21 protein-coding genes are annotated in these 20,241 nt (G+C 37.6%); 7 read left to right on the forward strand and 14 right to left on the reverse strand.

Annotated elements, in window-relative coordinates; all coding sequences use genetic code 11:
• Positions 1-76: 76 nt before the first annotated feature.
• From PBAT_RS20380 to PBAT_RS25385, 3 genes are all read right to left on the reverse strand, one after another.
• Entirely contained in the window at positions 77-1,186 is a 1,110-nt protein-coding gene (locus PBAT_RS20380) for an SIR2 family protein (protein WP_169810148.1), read from the reverse strand.
• Between the two features lie 102 nt (positions 1,187-1,288).
• On the reverse strand, positions 1,289-1,435 hold the full coding sequence (locus tag PBAT_RS25380; RefSeq protein ID WP_157091337.1) for a hypothetical protein: 147 nt from the start codon (positions 1,433-1,435) through the stop codon (positions 1,289-1,291).
• Positions 1,436-1,554: 119 nt separating this feature from the next.
• Positions 1,555-1,719 carry a hypothetical protein gene (locus PBAT_RS25385; RefSeq protein WP_157091338.1) on the reverse strand — a complete coding sequence of 55 codons (165 nt, stop codon included), beginning with the start codon at positions 1,717-1,719 and terminating at the stop codon, positions 1,555-1,557.
• 191 nt (positions 1,720-1,910) lie between these two features.
• Between PBAT_RS25385 and PBAT_RS24955 the strand changes: the two genes are divergently transcribed.
• The 7 genes from PBAT_RS24955 to PBAT_RS20410 all read left to right on the forward strand — a co-directional run bounded on the left by PBAT_RS24955 (position 1,911) and on the right by PBAT_RS20410 (position 10,137).
• The gene (locus PBAT_RS24955) at positions 1,911-2,108 is read left to right on the forward strand and encodes an IS3 family transposase (RefSeq protein WP_420848811.1); all 198 of its coding nucleotides are present in this window, start codon (positions 1,911-1,913) and stop codon (positions 2,106-2,108) included.
• Positions 2,109-2,427: 319 nt separating this feature from the next.
• Positions 2,428-3,384: an ABC transporter permease gene (locus PBAT_RS20385; protein WP_068652376.1), complete on the forward strand. Its 957-nt coding sequence runs from the start codon at positions 2,428-2,430 to the stop codon at positions 3,382-3,384.
• Positions 3,385-3,437: 53 nt separating this feature from the next.
• Complete coding sequence (locus tag PBAT_RS20390; protein ID WP_068652378.1) at positions 3,438-4,367, forward strand: carbohydrate ABC transporter permease; 930 nt, start codon at positions 3,438-3,440, stop codon at positions 4,365-4,367.
• Between the two features lie 86 nt (positions 4,368-4,453).
• On the forward strand, positions 4,454-5,947 hold the full coding sequence (locus PBAT_RS20395) for an ABC transporter substrate-binding protein (protein ID WP_068652381.1): 1,494 nt from the start codon (positions 4,454-4,456) through the stop codon (positions 5,945-5,947).
• A gap of 139 nt (positions 5,948-6,086) precedes the next feature.
• Positions 6,087-7,850, forward strand: coding sequence for a sensor histidine kinase (locus PBAT_RS20400; protein WP_068652383.1), 1,764 nt, complete (start codon positions 6,087-6,089; stop codon positions 7,848-7,850).
• The gene (locus PBAT_RS20405) at positions 7,825-8,586 is read left to right on the forward strand and encodes a response regulator transcription factor (RefSeq protein WP_068652385.1); all 762 of its coding nucleotides are present in this window, start codon (positions 7,825-7,827) and stop codon (positions 8,584-8,586) included. The genes PBAT_RS20400 and PBAT_RS20405 overlap by 26 nt, the downstream gene beginning before the upstream one ends.
• 30 nt (positions 8,587-8,616) lie before the next feature.
• On the forward strand, positions 8,617-10,137 hold the full coding sequence (locus tag PBAT_RS20410; RefSeq protein ID WP_068652386.1) for an ABC transporter substrate-binding protein: 1,521 nt from the start codon (positions 8,617-8,619) through the stop codon (positions 10,135-10,137).
• Positions 10,138-10,671: 534 nt separating this feature from the next.
• On the opposite strand, the gene PBAT_RS20415 is transcribed toward PBAT_RS20410, so the two are convergent.
• The 11 genes from PBAT_RS20415 to PBAT_RS20470 all read right to left on the reverse strand — a co-directional run.
• On the reverse strand, positions 10,672-11,226 hold the full coding sequence (locus tag PBAT_RS20415) for a hypothetical protein (protein WP_068652387.1): 555 nt from the start codon (positions 11,224-11,226) through the stop codon (positions 10,672-10,674).
• 434 nt (positions 11,227-11,660) lie between these two features.
• The gene (locus tag PBAT_RS20420) at positions 11,661-12,362 is read right to left on the reverse strand and encodes a class I SAM-dependent methyltransferase (protein ID WP_068652388.1); all 702 of its coding nucleotides are present in this window, start codon (positions 12,360-12,362) and stop codon (positions 11,661-11,663) included.
• Between the two features lie 211 nt (positions 12,363-12,573).
• The gene (locus tag PBAT_RS20425) at positions 12,574-12,879 is read right to left on the reverse strand and encodes a hypothetical protein (RefSeq protein WP_068652389.1); all 306 of its coding nucleotides are present in this window, start codon (positions 12,877-12,879) and stop codon (positions 12,574-12,576) included.
• A 566-nt stretch (positions 12,880-13,445) separates the two neighbouring features.
• Positions 13,446-13,916 (reverse strand): DUF1871 family protein, encoded by a 471-nt coding sequence (locus PBAT_RS20430; protein WP_068652391.1) that lies wholly within the window; start codon positions 13,914-13,916, stop codon positions 13,446-13,448.
• A 197-nt stretch (positions 13,917-14,113) separates the two neighbouring features.
• Positions 14,114-15,034 (reverse strand): hypothetical protein, encoded by a 921-nt coding sequence (locus tag PBAT_RS20435; RefSeq protein WP_068652393.1) that lies wholly within the window; start codon positions 15,032-15,034, stop codon positions 14,114-14,116.
• A gap of 226 nt (positions 15,035-15,260) precedes the next feature.
• The gene (locus tag PBAT_RS20440) at positions 15,261-16,184 is read right to left on the reverse strand and encodes an HNH endonuclease (RefSeq protein ID WP_068652395.1); all 924 of its coding nucleotides are present in this window, start codon (positions 16,182-16,184) and stop codon (positions 15,261-15,263) included.
• Between the two features lie 343 nt (positions 16,185-16,527).
• Entirely contained in the window at positions 16,528-16,806 is a 279-nt protein-coding gene (locus tag PBAT_RS20445; protein ID WP_068652404.1) for a hypothetical protein, read from the reverse strand.
• Between the two features lie 471 nt (positions 16,807-17,277).
• On the reverse strand, positions 17,278-17,556 hold the full coding sequence (locus tag PBAT_RS20450; RefSeq protein ID WP_068652407.1) for a DUF4181 domain-containing protein: 279 nt from the start codon (positions 17,554-17,556) through the stop codon (positions 17,278-17,280).
• Between the two features lie 802 nt (positions 17,557-18,358).
• A complete protein-coding gene (locus PBAT_RS20460; RefSeq protein ID WP_068652411.1) occupies positions 18,359-18,649 on the reverse strand; it encodes a hypothetical protein in 291 nt (96 codons plus the stop codon).
• Positions 18,650-18,853: 204 nt separating this feature from the next.
• Positions 18,854-19,504, reverse strand: coding sequence for a hypothetical protein (locus PBAT_RS20465; RefSeq protein WP_157091339.1), 651 nt, complete (start codon positions 19,502-19,504; stop codon positions 18,854-18,856).
• A gap of 190 nt (positions 19,505-19,694) precedes the next feature.
• Positions 19,695-20,241: hypothetical protein (locus tag PBAT_RS20470; RefSeq protein WP_248912445.1), on the reverse strand; the 547-nt coding region annotated here is incomplete at its 5' end.

Below are 20,241 nucleotides of genomic sequence, written 5' to 3' on the forward strand. Positions count from 1 at the left end.
CTGTCCAGTTCACTCTATTGTCGTATGCTCATGTATGTATACCTCATTCGTTAGTCGGTGAATGCTGATTCGCTTTTTATTCAGATGCCTTTGCGTATTTCTCAAAGGCTTGCTGATACAGTTCTTCTGCTTCCTTCCCTTCCTTGCTCTTAGCCAATTTCTTTAAATTAATCCCCCAGTTGTTATACGCTTCGTGCTTGTCCGGTTTGATTTCAACGGCCTTTGCGTATTTCTCAAAGGCTTGCTGATACAGTTTTTCTGCTTCCTCCCCTTCCTTGCCCTTAACCAAATTATTTAAAGCATTTCCCCAGTTGTAATATAATCCTGATAATAACTCATGAAGTGTATTATCATTAGTTCCTTTAACTTTCTCTTCTATACTCATGATCTTTTCTTTGTCATATTCTTTAACAATCGTCAAATTAATTATTTCTTTTTTCAATTTATCTATTTCAATCTCTATTGAGTTTGCATCTGCAATAACGTCCCCTAATTCATACTGCTGTATGGCCTCTGACACTTGTCTTTTTGCGATTTCTAAACGTTCTTTAACCCCTTGAAAATGCTCCTTCTCATCAACATCAACAATCTCTTGAAGCATGTCCTGTAAAGCAGTAAACGGTTTATCCACAATACGTGGTTGGTCTAATCCCAATTCGCTGTTGAGCTTCAACATAAATGAATCAGAGTCGTAACCCTTTATTAAGAAAGCATTAGTATGGGGATCGGAAATGAATCTCTCCACCTGAGGTGTTGGGCTCTCGTCATTATATGTAATCCAATAGAGACTATTGTCAAATCTCCCCAATTTTTTTATATGCTCAAAGACTGGATCTTCACCACTATAACCGATAAAAATCCAAGGTCTTTCATTTTTAATACTATCAAAAATACGAGGAATTATAGTTTTCACTTTACTCATTTCCTCAGGTGTATTAAGTAACCATAGACCATGACTTTGCCCATGAAGATAAACCACTGATTTTTCTTTAAAGGTTGTCGTTGTTAGATCTTTTAAAATCGCCATATCATATGTTGAAGGAAATATATTAAACATTGCTAATGCTCTTAACATCAGATTGTCAAAGTTTACAGTTAGTATATAATCTACAAAACCTTCTTGTAATAATTGGGCCAAATAAATATGCGTAACATTAATTTTTGCCTTATCAATGTATCCTTTCAATAGTTCATTTCGTTCGTGTGGTGTGAGACAATTCATCAAACTGACATACGTTCTTTCTTCTTCTGCTAAATCATTAATAAATGGGTTGTTACAATATTTTTTTTAAATATCACCGATAATTTCTCCTGTAAGTGGTACATTACCAGAACTCGATGCTCCTGCTCCTAAAAAAAATATCGGTTGAGGCTTATTTTTTTCCTTTGCTTCTTTTAATAAGTATGCTAAATGTTCTATTTTAAGCTCTCTCATCTAATGTATTCTCCTTTAGCATGTCACATAATGTTAGTATTTCTGACCGTCAAGAATAGCTTGAATAATCGCAGAAAATAAACTTATTCCCTTTATTTCAGGATATTTCTTTCAATCAATTATTTATTTTTTATAATGCAATGAACAAGTTCATAAAGCTCTGGAAGGCGCAATTGCTTGATTACAAATGAGGCTTCCTCACTCACTATTTCAACAATCTTCCACATCATAAGGGTCAGCAATTCATCATATACATTCGCCTTTACCATTCCATTATAACCCATATCTCCCACCCCGACCTCACAAATTCAGACAATAAAAGACAAATCACTCATAGAGCACGGTATTATCCCCTTACGGTAGACAGTAAAAAAAGAGTTCATGCTATTTATTGACTTAACACTGTTGATCGGAGAGGATTTTTTCATGACTACAGTAGGAAAGAAGTTTACAAAGAATTATATATGATACGCAGATTGTTAATGATAATGCCTGTATTGAGTCTTTCCTTTCACATCTTAAAACGGAAACACTTTATTTGCAGAAGCCAGATAGCGAGGGAAGTGCTCAAAAACTCATTGCCGAACACATCGAATACTACAATAAAGAGCGATTCCAGAAAAAACTAGGCGACCTCTCCCCGGTAGAATACCGTAAAGCGATCGCCGCTTAACACTCTCTTTTATTTACTATCTACTTGACGCGGCTATAACCAGTTCTGCTTAACTTTCAGCACTTTTTTATAAAAAACGGAGAGGCTTAAGTCGCTTTAGCTACAGAGTTGACGGAGTTAGGTGATGAATATCCCCTATGTTTATGTCACTACACATATGTAGAAATAGGAACCATCTTCTTTAAAATATTATATTTCAAACCTAACGTTTGTTGACTATAGTATCAAGTTTGTTGTCTAGAAGCATCTACTGCTTCTCTTATACAATGAACTTAACAAGTGTACTTTAAGCAAAAAATAACCCGAAGGAGTGACAGACATGAGCTCTAAAACCAAACACAAAGATATGCGAAAGCGCTTACTTTTTCGGTGGCACAAGCAGGATACGGAACTAACCCTCTTGGCATTGCCGACGACGATTTGGTACATACTGTTTTGTTTCTTGCCTATGTTCGGGGCCATAATTGCTTTCAAAAATTTCAGAATTAGCGGTGGATTCTTGAGTAATGTGTTTAACAGTCCATGGGTAGGCTTCAAAAACTTCGAGTTCTTATTCAAGTCGAATGACGCTTGGATCATTATTCGAAATACCATTGGATACAATATTATTTTTATTATTCTAGGTATTGTACTGCCCGTTCTATTCGCTATTATGATCGGACTACTCCACAGCCGCAGAGCAAGTAAAGTCTATCAGACGATGATGTTCCTTCCCTATTTCTTATCTTGGGTTGTCGTATCTGCTGTAGGTTGGGCGTTTCTAAGTTTTGATAAAGGGATTGTCAATCAAACGCTCGTCAGTATGGGCAGCGATCCTATCAACTGGTATATGGCGCCGGAGTACTGGCCATACTTTCTGATTTTCTTAAATATCTGGAAAGGATTGGGCTATGGTATGGTCATTTATCTGGCAACCATCACAAGCCTTGACAGCACCTATTATGAAGCAGCTGTTATTGACGGCGCTTCGATTTGGCAACAGACGAGATTTATTACATTGCCAATGCTCAAACTAGTTATCGTCATGATGTTCATTCTAGCAGTAGGACGCATCTTCTACACCGATTTCGGCTTGTTCTACCAAGTCACGCGAGATTCCAATTCTCTGTTTAACGTGTCTACCACCATCGATGTCATGGTCTATAAACAACTGAAAAGCGCTACAGTAGGGATGGCATCTGCTGCCGCATTCGTACAGTCCTTTCTGGGTTGTGCAACGATTCTAACCGCTAACTGGATTGTTCGCAAAATTGATCCGGATAGCGCGATGATGTAAGCAGATGCTTACGAAGTCAGTTTTGCTTCGCAAAACTTTTAGGAGGTAAGACTATGGCAACGCGAACTGCTTACGACTCGGGCCTTGAGAGATTTAACCGCACAAACAAAGTCGTGAACTTCTTTTTCAACCTGATTTTTATCATCTTGGCACTGGTCTGTGTCATACCTGTAGTTGTTGTTCTATCCATTTCATTTTCCAGTGAGGATTCCATACGTGAGACAGGATATCATCTGTTACCGATTGCTTTCTCAGGAGAGGCTTACGGCTATATTGTCAAGCAGGGAACAATGATTCTGCGGGCGTTCGGTGTATCCGCACTCGTTACAGTGGTAGGTACTGTGCTCGGTGTATTCCTAACTACCTCCATGGGCTATGTAATTTCTCGCCCAGCTTACAAGCTGAAGGGCTTTCTGACCTGGGTGGTATTCATCCCAATGGTATTCAATGGCGGATTGGTATCCAGTTACTTCATTAATTCAAATTTATTAGGACTAAAGGACAGCATCTGGGCACTTATTCTACCGCTGGCTGTCTCGTCGTTCAACGTCATCATTTGTAAAACCTTCTTCAAAAGTACGATTCCCGATGGACTGATTGAATCTGCTGAAATAGATGGCGCGAGCCAGCTACGAATCTTTTTCTCAATCATCCTACCGATCTCCTTGCCGGTAATTGCAACAATTGGACTTTTTCTCTGCTTCGCTTACTGGAATGACTGGTTCCAATCGATGTTATATATCGACAACCAGAACCTATATTCTCTGCAAGCGCTACTTAACAGCTTAATGAGCAATGTAGATGCACTCGCCAAGAATGCCGCAAGTATGGGCGTTAGCTACGCCGTACTCGTCGCAACGATGCCGAAGGAATCTGCACGCATGGCTGTAGCCATCCTCATTGTTCTGCCTGTAGCTTTCGCCTACCCTTTCTTCCAAAAGTACTTTATTTCTGGATTAACGATCGGCGCTGTCAAAGGATAATGACGAAATAAGCCAAGCAAGCTTGGTTTATGATAGATCACTGTATGAATCGTAGTGTGATGTAATTTCAAAAAGGGGGAAATGAAATGAAAAAATCTTGGAAGTTCATCTCTACACTTTGTGTTCTAACACTAATGGTAACTGCTTTAGCAGCCTGTAGCGGCTCGAATTCTGCCTCTACAACAGATGGATCTACGAACACAAAGGACACACCAAAGGACACCACAACAACCAGTAAGGAGATTCCTACTTTAGTCTGGTGGACCATCGGCGGCCAAGTGCCTAATAACTTCAACAAAGCTGTTGATGCCATGAATGCATACACAGCTGAGAAGATTGGTGTGAAAATTGACATCAAGGTAGCTAGCTGGGGTGAATGGGACACCAAAATAAATACGATCGTGAATACTGGCGAACCATTCGACATTATGTTCACAAACAGCGGTAAATACAGCAAGCAAGTGGCTATGGGTGCTCTAGCCGATATCACTGATCTGGTTCAAAGTGAAACCCCTGACTTATACAAAACTATTCCTACAAAGGTATGGGAAGGCACAAAGATTGGCGGAAAATATTATTCCGTTCCTACCTATAAGGATTCAGCACTAACGCAGTATTGGGTATTCGATGATAAATATGTGCAGAAGTACAATATTGATATCAACAGTATCAAAACACTACAGGATCTTGATAAGCCTCTGCGCGCTATGAAGGCTGAAGGCAAGAACTTCTACCCAATGCCAATGACGCAAGGTGATGGCTTAAATGGTTTCTTTAACGAATATGACGATTTAACACTAGGCTTCCCTCCAATTGGTGTAAAAGCTGATGATACGTCACGTACTGTTGTCTCTGTTCTCGAGCAGCCTGGTATTCTGAACGATCTCAAGCTCCTTCATGGATGGTATCAAGAGGGCATCATTAACCCCGATGCTCCGACTAAAACGGAGAAAGACAAAGGCCAACCATTCTTTGCAGCTCAGGCATTTCCAGGTGCAGAAGTAAGCTGGCAAATCAATGATGCTGTTCAGAAGTATACTATGTTCCAGCACTATGGACCTATTTATACAACGAGTACCATCCAAGGCTCCCTTAACGCGATTTCTGCGAATTCGAAATATAAGAAGGAAGCATTGAAATACCTCGAATTAGTCAACACAGATCCAAAGCTACGCAATATGCTCGCATTCGGTGAGTTAGGCGTAGACTACAAGAATGTCGATGGTGAAAAGGTAATCGAGCGTACTTCTGATACTTGGCCGCTGGCTGCCTACTCACAAGGTACCTTCTTTAATCTAGCAGTGACAAAAGGTGCTCCTGAAGATCAATGGGAACAGGTTGAAAAGCTGAATGATGCAGCGACATCCTCCACTATACTAGGTTTCGCACTGGACATTGCCAATCTTCAGACAGAAGTGGCGAATTGCCAAGCTGTATGGGATAAATACAAATATGAGGTAATTACAGGCGCATCCGATCCGGAGAAAACGATTCCGAAGATTGTAGCTGAATTAAAGTCTGCTGGTATGGACACGATTATGAAAGCTGCTCAAGAGCAAATTAATAGTTACTTCAAGTAAAATTACATTCATGCGCATCCCTTATGGAGACACTCTATATGGGATGCTTTTTTTGCTATCTATGAAGCGTTGCACAAATCTGGTAAAGTGGAATGGTAAGCGCTTACTTTAAGGTGACCTACTGTAATTGAGGTGTCGTATGAACTCTTTTTTACAAATCAAAATTTATCGTCACAAGTTTATTTCCTATGTCGTATTCGTTATGACTATTGGACTCACGCTTGGTATTCTGACCTGTGCAATGTTGCTGAATCAATGGGTCGGTGATGCCCGTATAGAGGCTGCTAATGCTTTCGCTGGTGTAGAAAATGAGCTGCAGTATGATGCTGACCGAATTGAGGCTTACATGCAACGTATATACTCCAATCATAGTCTGATGGATGATACTCGTAGCTTTCTAAGCAGGAGTGTTGAAGGTTACTTAACCAGTAGACTGCATAATAGCCAATTCTCACAGCCGTTAATCTCCTTTCCAGAAGATATAAAAACCTACCTATACAGCTGGGCGCAAGGTGAAATTACACAGATTAGTCTGCATACCCATCAGTATGGCAATGCTGTACGCTTTACCGATAATGGAATTGAAAGTTTCATGTTCGGTCTGCCAAATACAGATGAAGCTTTTAACGATACAATTCTAAAGGGATTCGTATATCGTAAGAAACTATCGGATCCAGCACTGGGCTCTAAGGAACTCGGGGAGCTACGTTTCTTGGTTAGCAGTGATCAAATCTTTAAATCTATACAAAATTATCGATTTGGTAAGGCTGCTGCAGTCAGCGCTTCCGGTGACATATACCTTATCGGTAATGGACAGGACCAAGACTTGAAGGAACTATTCCGTCTGGCGGCGGAGAATGGACGCAGTCATGGTTTTATTTCGAAGGGTCTTTTTAAGCATATATTTTTTGTAACCTTTCCATCCACCAAGTTCAATTTCAAATTCGTTAGCATCGTTGATTTATCTATGCTGATTCGTCAGCATGCCAGGATGCTACTCACCATCTTTCTGATCATAATTACGACCATGATTAGCGTACTACTCCTCATTGTGTACAATATGCGGGATGACGCCCGCTTCCTGCACCGCATTATTCAATCGATTGGACGCGTGAAAACAGCCAATTTCACACCTAATCGCCCTGCCCGTTATCGTCGAAATGAATATGGGATGATCGCAAGGGAATTAGACGATATGATTCAGCAATTAGATAAGCATATACGTAACGAATATTTGCTTAAGCTGAAACAGCAAGAAACCGAAATGAAAGCACTTCAGAATCAAATTAATCCTCATTTTCTTTACAATACATTAGAGGTTATCCGCTCCACCGCTCTTGTTAACCAGGACAGAGACACAGCTGACGCAATTGCTACCTTAGGGGCGCTCTATCGTGAAATTGTCAAAAAGGAAAATATCATTTCGATTGCAAGTGAACTGGAATTGCTACAGAAGTACTTAGAGATTATGGAGTTTAAGTATCCGGAGCGTTTTTATTATCAAGTCAATGTAGAGACAACGTTACTCTCCATCCCTACCGTGAAATTCTGGATGCAGCCTTTGGCTGAGAATTTTTTCATCCATGGCTTTAATGCTAATCATGAGTTTAATCTATATGTAGTTAATGGCTGGGAAGCTGAGGACCACTATGTATTAGAATTCATGGATAATGGGTGTGGTATTCATGCAGAACGTTTAGAAACAGTTCGAAGCACACTATCCAACAATGATGATACTTCATCCAAGAGTATCGGTTTACGGAACGTAAACACGCGACTTCACTTCTTCTACGGAAACAGCTATTCAATGGAGATTGAGAATAATGAGGAAGCTGGAGTAAAGATTACTGTAAGGATTTCAAAAGAGGTGACTGAGAATGTACAAACTGCTGATTATGGATGACGAACCTCAGATTTTGGAGGGGATGAAGCGAATCCTAGACTGGGAACAATACGGATTTAGTCAGATTGAAACCTGTGAATCTACGGAGGTAGCCATATCCAAGGTTGTAGAACTGCTGCCAGATGTCGCAATTTTTGATGTCTGTGTTGGCAATAATCTTAGCTATGAAGCTATCCACAAACTCAATGAGCTCCATATCTCTACGAAATATGTTATTATGAGCGGCTATAGTGAATTCAAGTATGCCCAAGAAGCCCTTCGTTGTGGTGTCAAAGACTATCTACTCAAGCCTGTAGAACGCACAAAGCTACAGCAAGTTATTGAGAAGATTATTATTGAAGATCTGGGAGGTACGATAGGTAATATTAACAACGAGCGTCTGAACAAGGATCCGGTACTGGGCGTTAGCTATGATAGCTTATCCAAGCTGGTCAACCGCATTCTACTGATGATCAAAACGGAGTCTACTCAGAATATTACCTTGAAATCTGTGGCAGAGCGCTTCCAAATGAACAGTACCTACCTTGGACAATTATTTCTTAAGGAAACCAAAATGAAATTCTCCGAATACCTGATGGCTCATCGAATGCTCCTTGCACAAGAACGAATTCAATCGAGTCATGAGAAGATTTCTAATATCGCGCTATCCGTTGGCTACAACAATCTCAATTATTTCTATACACACTTTCATAGCTTCTTCGGCAAATCCCCCTCTGATCTTCGGGGGAAAAAATAACACGAACTCGGCAGAAAGGAGAATATATCGATGCTAAAGCTCTCTAGACACAGATATATCTTCATGACAATTAGTCTTATACTGCTGCTCACAGCGTATATGACCGGTTGTTCCCGGGCATCTAGCCAGAACGACAATATTAAATTTGTTGGTGATCCTGTTAATCTAATTTATTACACGATCGGAGAGCCCGATAAAGATCTGCAGCTCGTAAACGATACAATCAATGAAATCATGGCTCGAAAAATTGGTGTTACGATCACCTATATCAAGGTAGGTTGGCAAGAGTATGAAGATCGTCTGAACACGCTCATATCCTCAGGAAGCTCTTTCGACATTGCTTTTGCACCCAATTATGCAAACACCGCTATGCGTGGGTCATGGCTGAGGCTTGATGATTACCTTACAAGTCTGGGTAAAGATTTGTACGATAATGTTGACCCAACCTTTTGGCAAGGGGTCCGAATGAACGATGGAGGCATTTACGGGGTACCAACCAATAAAGAGTTAGCCGTACGTGATTATTGGATGTACCCTGCTTCAATAGTGAACAAGTACAATATCGACATCACCAAGTACAATACGCTAGAATCGCTCGATCCGTTGCTCCGGATGATTCAACAGGAAGAGCCTTCATACATACCTATGGAATTGGATCGGGATTCACATAATTTCTTCGCTCTCTATGGCTATGAATATATTGTGAACAATAAAGTTCCCTTGATGGTGAAATCAATGGACCCAAGTGCTCAGGTCGTGAATATCTTTGAAACAAAGGAAGCACGGCAAGTATTAGACACTTTACGAAGTTATTACAAGGAGGACTTCATTAATATGGACGCAGCGCTACGAGAGCCTGGAGGACTTAAGCGTGGGGCTAAAGTATTCTGGAAGTCCTCAGGTGGTGGCCCAGTCCCGGATACTTCTTGGAGTAAGGATCGCGGCTACAAGGTTGTATCGTATCCCGTAACCCCCACCGTCGTCACCACGGAATCCGTCCGTGGAGGAATCATGGCTATTAATGCCAACACCAAGCATCCATTGGAGTCTATCAGGTTTCTGAATCTACTTAATACCGACTCTGAAATACGTAACTTATTTAATTACGGAATTGAAGGAGTGCACTACACACTGGATGAACAAGGGCAAGTAGCCCTAATTCCTAGCAAAGATAGCCACGGCGACCTGATTCCAGATGCACCAGCTAGCTATACAGGAGTACAATACACACAGGGTAACTGGTTTATCCTGAAAACCATGGGCGGTGATAACCCAGATCCCCTCGATAAATGGGATCAGTTCCGCAATTACAACGCTGAAGTAATCAAGTCCACCGTGCTCAGCTTTACTCCTGATCTATCCAAGTTGACCACCCAAACCGATAACTTCGAGATGATTTGGAAGAAATACTATCCTAGCCTCATGACAGGCTCTGTCGATGTTGACACGATCCTCCCCAAGTTTAACGAGGAGCTAAAGCAAGCAGGCATCGACAAGGTAAGGAAAGAAGTGCAAAAGCAGTTGGACACGTGGCGGGGCGTAAAGAGGTAAATGCTATAGCGGCGCTCACTTCCGCCGACGGATATGCCCTAAGATCAATTCCAAATCTGTCTTTGTACCACAAATGAACTTTTGCTTGATTTTTTACATCTACTCTAATTGGCAGCTTACAATATACTTCTTTACATAAATTTATTATTCTATTTTCTTTTCCGTAACATCGGTAAAGAATTGATTATCTCAATTACTTTTTTCATAAGTTGATGCGTTGATGGATATATAGCCATAGTAAATGCTCCTATTATTAGGTTTTAAGGACTTTCGCATAACGTTTGGCATTCCTGACGTTCAAGCGGCTTAAGTGACCACAGGGAACGGGTCGTCAGACTTAGCTGGTTGAATGTATGGCCTGAATTCACTTCTCAGAAATTCCTCTTGGCGATCAAGGGCGATTGCCCATAGTAGGAAAGCTGTGTTATCTGTGTTATGGGGTGTCAGCGTCTTCTTTGAAATATCCCTCAACTTTAGTTATCTTTAACTATCATGTCCCGTTAGTTCAATATCGTCATCTATTATCGGATTAGTTCAATTCTCTATACTCTTTGCAAAGGTTATATTATCTTTTGATACTCGATCCAGTCCAACGATGATGTTTCTCCAGACATCGCTACCAAAAAAATCTTTTCTATTATCATTCAGTACATTACTAATCACTTCATTTTGATTCTGATAGGTTATTCCATCGTATTCTACATCGATAACATCTACCCATTGGTTCAGCAATACAAGTATGTCTTTTAATTTCTCTTTGTCTTCCTTCGTTAGCGTCGTTGGGTCAAAATCTCTAAAATAATACTCTAAATGCATGGCAACTTCTGAAGTGCTATTTTGGATCTGATGAGGATCAATAAGGTCAAAGTATTTGGCGAAATAATCAAAATCTTGAGAATTCATCGATATTCTATTCACAGAATATATCAAGCCATTCTTCGTTTCCGGACTGAATTTGGCACTTAGAATATTATTGACTTCTTCTCGTGAGTAAAGTATTGACCCGATCAACTCACTTTGATCATTACTGAGACTCTGAGAAAAATATCTTTCGTAGTCTTGATTCTGGCTGTTTTCTTTATACAACATGATTCCTAACGAACAAATTATCACAGCGATTATAATTTTTGGTAGTTTAGTATTTATTACGATATTCCTCCCCTGTGAAATATATTGCAACCATTATACGTAGTAACAATATAATGAATAAAATCGTTAACCATATGTATTAACGTATGTGCCACGCTATTAGTTGCGTTATTCTGCCCGTTAGATGAATATCTTCTAATCAATGGATTATTGAGGGCTTTTATGTGTTCGCTGATTCCCGATAACGTTAGGCATTCCTGACATTCAAGCAGCTTAAGTGACCAAGGAAACGGGTCGTCCAAACTTAGCTGGTTGTATGCGTCGCCTGAATCTACTTCCCCGACTTATCTTCTGGCGAAAGAATCAGTCTGTCTAATGTTACGTGAACACATTGTTAGATAATGTTTTCAGACTTCTCTGAATTAACCCACATTCTATTTCTTAGCAACAAAAGTTATACAATCAGTTGTCAGTTTTACGGGTTGTCCATTTCTATCAATTTCATATTCTAATTGTTTTACAAATCGATTCTTAACTTCCCATCCAATATACTGATGGTCTAATAATTCCAACATTCTTTCTGTAGACATGTTCACTTCAAACATTGGATCCAATTCTTGTCCATTCTCTAGGTTCGTCTCTTTTATGTTCGACCCAATAATAATGCAATTGGATCCATTTGATTTGGTTCCAACAGTCATCTCTCTTAGTTTTCTTTCCAGTGCTCTTTCGGAATTTACATGTTCCAAGGCTGACACTGCTATAATAACGTCATATTCTTCGTGTTCAATATTGAATTGTTCGATATCTGATAGTCTTGTCTCAATAAGTTGTTCGACCCCACATTTCTGGCTATAAAATCGCAATTTATCTATAGCGGACTCCAACAAATCAACGCAAACTACTTTTCCATTTCCATTCTTTAGTGATTCAGCAATAGGAATACTATTCCTACCAATCCCCGCTCCTAAATCTAATACACATAAGTATTCTTGATCTTTATAATCTTCTAAAAGATCGATTACCGTTTTTACTGGTCTATGTAGCCAGGAACCTGGCTCAAATAAATTGTAATTATCGTAACAGAAGTCATGATATTTCTTTTCTTCTGATCTTATACTCGCTACCCTGTCCATACCCTCACCTCAAGCTTTCTGCAAGTTTAATATAACGTTCTTGTATTACGAACCCAAGAGGCTTAAGGCGTATCGTGCCGGGACCAACGGACTTTGCCTCACAGTTATGTTCACTATCGTTACCCTTTAGTTTAACAATCGTAGACCATTTTATCTAAAAAAAAACACGTTATCTTTGACAAGGCAAAATAAACGTGTTTTTATATTGATTTTATGCGAAAAAGGGAATGATGCCTAAAATCGGATAAACTATCGCATAGTATTGTAGGGGTATAAAAAATAGAGTATGGCGATTTCCTAACTTAAACCGCTCTCCTGTTCTTTCGTTCGTAAAAATTTCATCTTTATCTCTATTCAAACGCTTACCAATAAACCATACAGGTATAGCCGATAAGGTTAGACCGATAAAGTAAAACCAATGTGAATTTTCATCACTAAATCCTAATGAAGCAAGTAGAGCAGTTATTAGTATAGGGAAAATAATACCGATAATTCCCCATCCTCTCCAAAAAATCATTACGATCATCCTTTTCTAAATAAATTTCACTATTATGTATCTAATTTCCACATCAAGTATAATTTCTGTACAAGATATAAATCAAGGGTTTATTCCGCCCGATAGTTCAACATCTACGCGAATAGATCTTGATATTATCTTAAAGAGTATTTATTATTTGCGCTGATTTCCTATAACGTTTCGTAAATTCATGACGCCCGACCAAATCCGGTGTGTCCGGCTGCTCCAGCTTCCCTGTCAATTTCTCCTGCCGGTCCGAGGGCGTATGCCCGATACGTGAGTATGGTGTTATATGCCGCGCCCGACTTCTTCGAGATACTTTCACACAGCTTTTTTTTATTTTTACTCTATTAACGTATATTTTAATAAGGCTTTTTTTAAACCGTCACTTACTTATTTGTTTCCGAGTTGTTCCGCCAAACCGTTTACGGGTGGCTCTGCCACTTAGCCGGTTAGATGTGTCACCTGAATTAACTTCTTCGGAAATGCCTCTTGGTTACCAAGGGAACATAGTAACCGATGTGGTAATGCAATGTTATCAGATGCTGCCACTACTTCGAAAATACTTAAAAAGCGTTATTTATTTCTAACAATTCATCGACAGATATTAAATAATCTTCTTTCTGTTCTCTTACATATATGTAAAATAAATTCTCTCCATTATCCTCATCAATCCAGTGAATATGCATAACTTCTGCAATCATATTATTGAATGATATTTCAGGGTCATTAAATTTAAATTTATATTTTCTTCCTTCTATTAAGTAGATTTTCTTATTATTAACTTTGACGTTGATTATGAAATCAGAAACAATTATCTGCTTCGCAATCTTTAAGCATTCTTCTAGTGATTTTGTAAAATCATCCCCGAATTGCTCAAAAAAAACTTGTTTGATCCTCTCTGATAAATCCTCTTCACTTTCTACAAAAATCATACAATTTTCAATTCTCTTGGCCTCATAATCATATTCATCATCGGGTGCATGTGTCATCAAATTCTGTGGGTCCCACGTAGTAATTATTTGTATTATTGACATACAGCATCACCCTCAATATAGTATTTGGCAGTTTCTGATAACGTTCGCGCATTACCGACGTCCAAACGTCTTAAGGACCATAGGTCCGGGTGGCTTCGCCACTTAGACGGTTGGATGTGTCACCTGAATTAAACTTCTACGAAACTTCCTCATGGTGACCTAGGGAGCTTAGCGACCGCTGTGGTAATGCAATGTTATCAGATGTCAGATGACATCTTTGAATACTCATTCAATAAATACTCTTCTAACGCGTGTTCTAATTGTGTGTTTTTTGTTAATCCTGTGATCTTTATGATTTCGATCGTGGTTGCACCTTTAGAGTTATTTAAATCTTGTAATATTCTGCTTCTATTTATCTTTTGAATATCAGTTGAGGTCTTTAAGATGTTCAAATTATACTTTCGCTTGAGAATCGATAACAGTGAATTAATCTTACTATTATCGAGGCGTTCCCCTTTATAGGTTAGTACGGGTGTAGTAATCGTAATAAAGTTTGTCTTTTGTCTTTGTTCGATTAACATTTGACACAAGGCATCATCAATATTAATCCATTCATAAGCTAGACTGTCTTTCCGTAGGTTTCTTATTCTTTTTTTGTCCAAATCAACATCAGACCAATTAAGTTTGATTAAGTGATCTTGTTCGAATATTAACTGTGAAGATAAAATTAGAAGTAGTGGAAGGAGTGTTCTTGCTTCCTCGCTATCTTTCTTACTATAAAATATTCGGTTATTTAATAAAAATGATAGCTGTTCATCAGTGAAGAATTGCATTTGTTTCTCAATTATGGTTGGTCTTAACGATTTAAGGTAATCAGTCAGTTCAAGATATTTTATGCTAGTTAGATGTCCGTACTCCTTAAGAAAACTGATAAAGTTCATTACTGTAGCTCGTGCAGTTGAGCTTTTTCTTTTGTTTAGGAATGATAATATATCTCTTGTAACGAAAAATTTATCAAGTCCATTGATAACATTCGAATTAATTATGTAATGTTCTACATAGTAATTAATGTCACTTAGATACCTTTGTTTAGTCCGTAGAGATATTGGATTTTCTTTATTGTCTAGATATTTTATAAAATCTATCTTTATAATATTTTCAATTGAAGGAATGCTCATCTTTTTATCTCCTATCATCTGATTTCTGATAACGTTTGGCATTCCTGACGTTCAAGCAGCTTACGGACCGTTGGTCCGGGTCGTCAGACTTAGCTGGTTGAATGTATCGCTTGAATAATCTCCTTGAAAACTCTTCTTAACGATCAAGGGCGAATGCCCGCAGTAGGAATGCCGTGTTATCGGATGGATGAGTCTTCGAAGGTAACCTAACCAAATTCACTGCTTGTTAAGTTAAGATCTTATGATTTTCAATATAAATTCCTAAATCTATATTCAATTCATGATAGTTACAGGATTTTTGTAAATCTTTTTCAAGAATAAAGCCTAATCTTCTTAGTATCAGCATCTCTGAGTCAATATAATATTTTGCATCAATGTTAAATTTCTTACATGTTTCACTAATTGAATGAATACGTCCTTCTTTAACACCCCAACGAAATCTTAAAGCATTCATTTTTTTCTTAACTTGTATAAATGATTCTTCACTTGTTAACAACTCCACTACTTGTAAAACTAAGAAAAACATAAATTTATCCGTCTCAATATCTTCAGTTTCTATTATTTCACAGTATTGCTCTTCTGTAGGAGCCAACCCTCGATTATGTTTAATATAAAACCATAATGACACTAATCTTAATAAGTCTTCTAACATATCAAGATCAATAGGTTGAGGTTCATAAAATATTTCTTGAAAAACAGGAGTTAAAAATTCATCCTCATATCTACTTCCTCTTTTTTTATTGCACGATTCACAAAGAAGCCTAATATTTTTTTCGTCTGATGAACCACCTTTGGACCAAGGAATAATATGATCAAAATTCATTTCTTCATCAAGTACATTTTTCTTACATTCTTGACAAACTTGATTATCTCTTCTCAATACTTTAAATTTAACTACTTGAGGAATATTCCTTGTTATACTCCTAAGTTTTTTAGTTTCAGTAAAGGGTTCAGCAACAATAAAAACGGGACATACGTGACCAAAAATTCTACATAGTTGCTCATCGTTTTCTGTAATAGGAAAGTTTTCTACAAGAGTACCATAAGGACAATAGTTAAGCTCCCAACATGGTTTACAAATTGCGTTAATTCTATTTTTTTTATTTTTTTGCTTCCACTGTGTGAATGCTTTGTCCATTCTATTTTCCAATAGGCTCTCTCCTTATGAATAGTTGTTGAATGAATTGTATATTTTACTCATCTTTCCGATAACGTTTATGTATCTACGAACCCTGCGAGGCTTAAGGCGCATCGCGCCCGGTCCTACGGACTTAGCCTCGCAGGGTTGTTTGCTGATTCTACTTCTCTGTTTATACTTCTTGCGAACCCAGGGCAAAGCCCGCAGCGTAGATACTGTGTTATATGATGGATCCGCCATCTTCGAAATAACTATCAAATTCGTCTTGCAATTCGTCTTGCAATTCATATTCCAACTTATTAATTTTCATAATTTTACTAGTCTAATTAACGAACGCATGATTGAGAACACAAAACTAATACCCTATTATTACAGCCACCAAGGAGATCACCCAAAGTAATGGAATTGCACTAATAAGAAAAGTATTTAATGGTTTTACCTTTTCCTTTAATAACCAAGACAAAATCGAACAAATTACAACAGCAATAGGATACAAAGAAACTATAGTCATTATTGATATTCCCCATACTGAGATTCCATTGTCAAATACCATAAAGGATAATCCCCAAATTAAAAACCAAGGAAGTAGAGTTAATAAATAAAAGCCTTGAATAATAATTAATTTTGATTTCATCGATTAACTCCTTTGTTATTATTTCTTATTTAGTCAAGCTTTTAAATTGCCGATCTTTCATATAACGTTTGGCATTACCGACGTCCAAACGTCTTAAGGACCGTAGGTCCGGGTGGCTACGCCACTTAGCTGGTTGGATGTGTCACCTGAAATCACTTCGACGAGACTCCTCTTGGGACCAAGGGAGCGTAGCGACCGCTGTGGTAATGTAATGTTAGATGAAGTTATTGACTTCTGTGAATTTCCCCGCAATTATCTCTAATTCTTTAGTTATACGATATATATAGATAATCTGTATCTGTATCTTTATTGATCACGACATCAATTCTCATTCCTACTTTTTTATCACTTTATGCTGAAACTGAAGTCCATAAATGATAAACCTTCAATCTCAATCGCTCTTAAATTAATAAATTAACCAACAACAAAAACAATAATAGTAAATAAAATTGAAGCTATTAATAAAGCTAATTAAACGATATAACCTTTTGACTCTTTATTATATTTCCATTCCATGAAGGCACGATAAGCAGAAATGAATGTGATCAAAAGAGCAAAAATTAGATTTGGCTCATCCATTGGTGTTAAAAATATAGAAGCTATCAAAGGTATTACTAAAATAATTAAAATCCAATTATAGACTTTACCAACTTCAGTATCGCTAATTTTACGTTCAGACTTTAATATTACTTTGTCCAATGCGAACTGAAGTCCAATGAGTATGAACACAAATATAGGGATTGCATTCATGATTCTCCCCCCTTTCTTTTGAATTTTATTATTCTATAGTAAATTATTAGATCAAATCTCTCAGTTCTCTTTCACTACCTTTCTCTGAACGAAAGACCATTCGATTGGAATAGCACTCTATCTCAACTAATATGGTTTTATTTTTAAGATTTACCATCCCCAATAATTTCATCTAACGTTGCGCATTCCTGACGTTCGAGTGGCTTAAGGACCAAAGATCCGGGACGTCAGACTTAGCCGGTCGAATGTGTCGCCTGAATCTACTTCTCCGATATTCCTCTTGGCGACCGAGGAGCGTCAGCGACGATGTAGGAATGTATTGTTAGCTGATGTTGCTGTCCTCTTCGAGTTTACTACAAAATCATTTTTTTCTTCTATCTAGTAGATCTACATACATATTATTTAAACTGTCTTTCATTGAATCAATATTCCAAGTGAAATCGAAAAACATATTATATTGTTTTTCCTGGTTTTTCCAATATGTTAGATCGGATTTCCAAGTTGTATTAGAAATTATTTTTAGAATTTGTTCTGTTGATTCAGTATAAAATTGTATCGCAATATAATAATCAGATTTATGAAAAAATGATCCCCAATCATGTAACAAATCATGCTTTGGAGAACCATCATCATTAGTCAATACATAATCACTTGGATGATAGTCCTTACCTGTAAATAGCTTTAATAACGTTGGAATAATATAATGAGCTGATTTATTCCTGAGTTTACTGGCTACTTCTTTCCACCACTCCCGATCTTTGGGTTCTGGAATAATTAAGTTAATATTAGGTGCTTTTAATAATTATGAGATTGATTGATATTTATTTAATTGAGAATTAGATAATTTTCTTTCCAATCCATTGTTCACTGGATCTAAAACAGCTAATCTAAGCGTATGTTCCAACAAAGTGCTACAACAAATAATTGAAGCATAGAAGTTTCCGAAAATGAGTGACGAAGCAGAATTCAAATACAACATATTAATTGATGGTTCAATCCATGGTAGAGGCTTAGGCAATTCTCTAAAAACATCCTTTGCAATATCTGCAGTAATATTAAAGTAATCTTGATTGGTTCTTACCTTTATACTCACAGTTAATACCTCCAAGTTAGTTTCATAGTTTTACAGTAATTTCAGCTAACGTTGTCGTATTCGCGACGTCCATTCCCCTTAGATAGCTCTTATCTTAGGGGAATGGATGTATCTGCCTGATTATTCTTTCTGGAAAATGCTTCTGCAGATCAAGGGCTGCATGGCCCACAGCGTGAATATTTTGTTAGGTGAAGTTCGATCAGTTTAACCTCCAAGCTTTATTTGCCTTTTAAATAGTCTTCCAATTTCTTGTATAAACAAAGTATATGCCTCTTTGGTTATTCTGTTATTTTCTATTACCGTTAATATTTCCTGTGTGTTTACTGGCTGGTTATGTGCATTCAAATTTCTGAATTTGATTAAATCCGTTTTTCCGATTTTATAATTTGCAAAAGCATCTAGTAATTCAGTTAATTGAGAATAATGGTCGTCCTCTATCAAAAGAATACTCTTCTCTACAGTTGTTATTGTGTTATTTAATTGTTTAGAAAAATCCCTTAACTTATTATAATCTGCAATTTCCCAAAGCTTATCAGCTGCTATCTTCAGATCATAAAGTGATCTATAGAGTTCTGTATATAAACTAAATTGGTGTTCTGAATACCTACTAAATAATGTTTTGGCTTTATCAATCTCTCCCTTTTTCTCTTCTAGATCTGTTAAGTACTCCGATTTTATTTTTTCTAGCTTTTCATTATAATTAAGCCTATCCTTTTCAAGTATTCTATTGGCCCAAATTTTACCTAACCAACTCGAAAGGCCAATAATTACTAAACTCACTCCTCCAATAGAAGTTATTATCCCAGTGATGACTTTAAGTATATCTTGATATGTCACTTTTCTTCTTCCTTTCAATACTAGGGTTTCACCTAACGTTTGGCATTCCTGACGTTCAAGCAGCTTAAGTGAACGAAGGGAACGGGTCGTCAGACTTAGCTGGTTGAATGTGTCGCCTGAATTAACTTCTCTGAAATCCCTCTTGGCGATCAAGGGCGAATGCCCGCAGTAGGAATGTGTTGTTATCTGCTGTTCCTCACTTCTTCGACTAAACCATCAAAATATCTTTCATTAACCAATCATTATAATTCCCATCTCTTGAAACGCACCAAACATTTTTATAAATGCTCGGTTTGTATATCAGTTCCTTATCTCTTAAGAGGTCACTCATACCAAAGATAGGGGACGCATTTCTAATCACTAATGATGTTGGATATGTACTTTCATACTTCAATATCTTTGTTTCTTTTTGTTTTAGTAATCTGTTAAAAGCATTCAACAGATCATCAAATTTATCTGTTCCATGCATCTTATTATCAGATCTGCCTAGAAGCATTTTTGCTTCTTCAGGATCATAAAATAAATGTGCTACTTCAAGTCCGAGTAATTCACCTTTCAAGTCTCTTAAGACGAAATCTGGGCTTTCTCGTCTTTCTACTAATTCGTACTGATCTTTGTGATTAATATTAAAAAGGTTTGAAAATATTTCTACTGCTGCATTCTCCAGAGCGAATTTCTCTTCATTATGATTTTTCATCTTGTTTCCTTCTTTTTCATTATTTGAGGAATTGCAGATAACGTATGCGCATTCCTGA

The sequence above is a fragment of the Paenibacillus antarcticus genome (genome assembly GCF_001637225.1).
GTDB lineage: Bacteria > Bacillota > Bacilli > Paenibacillales > Paenibacillaceae > Paenibacillus_AQ > Paenibacillus_AQ antarcticus.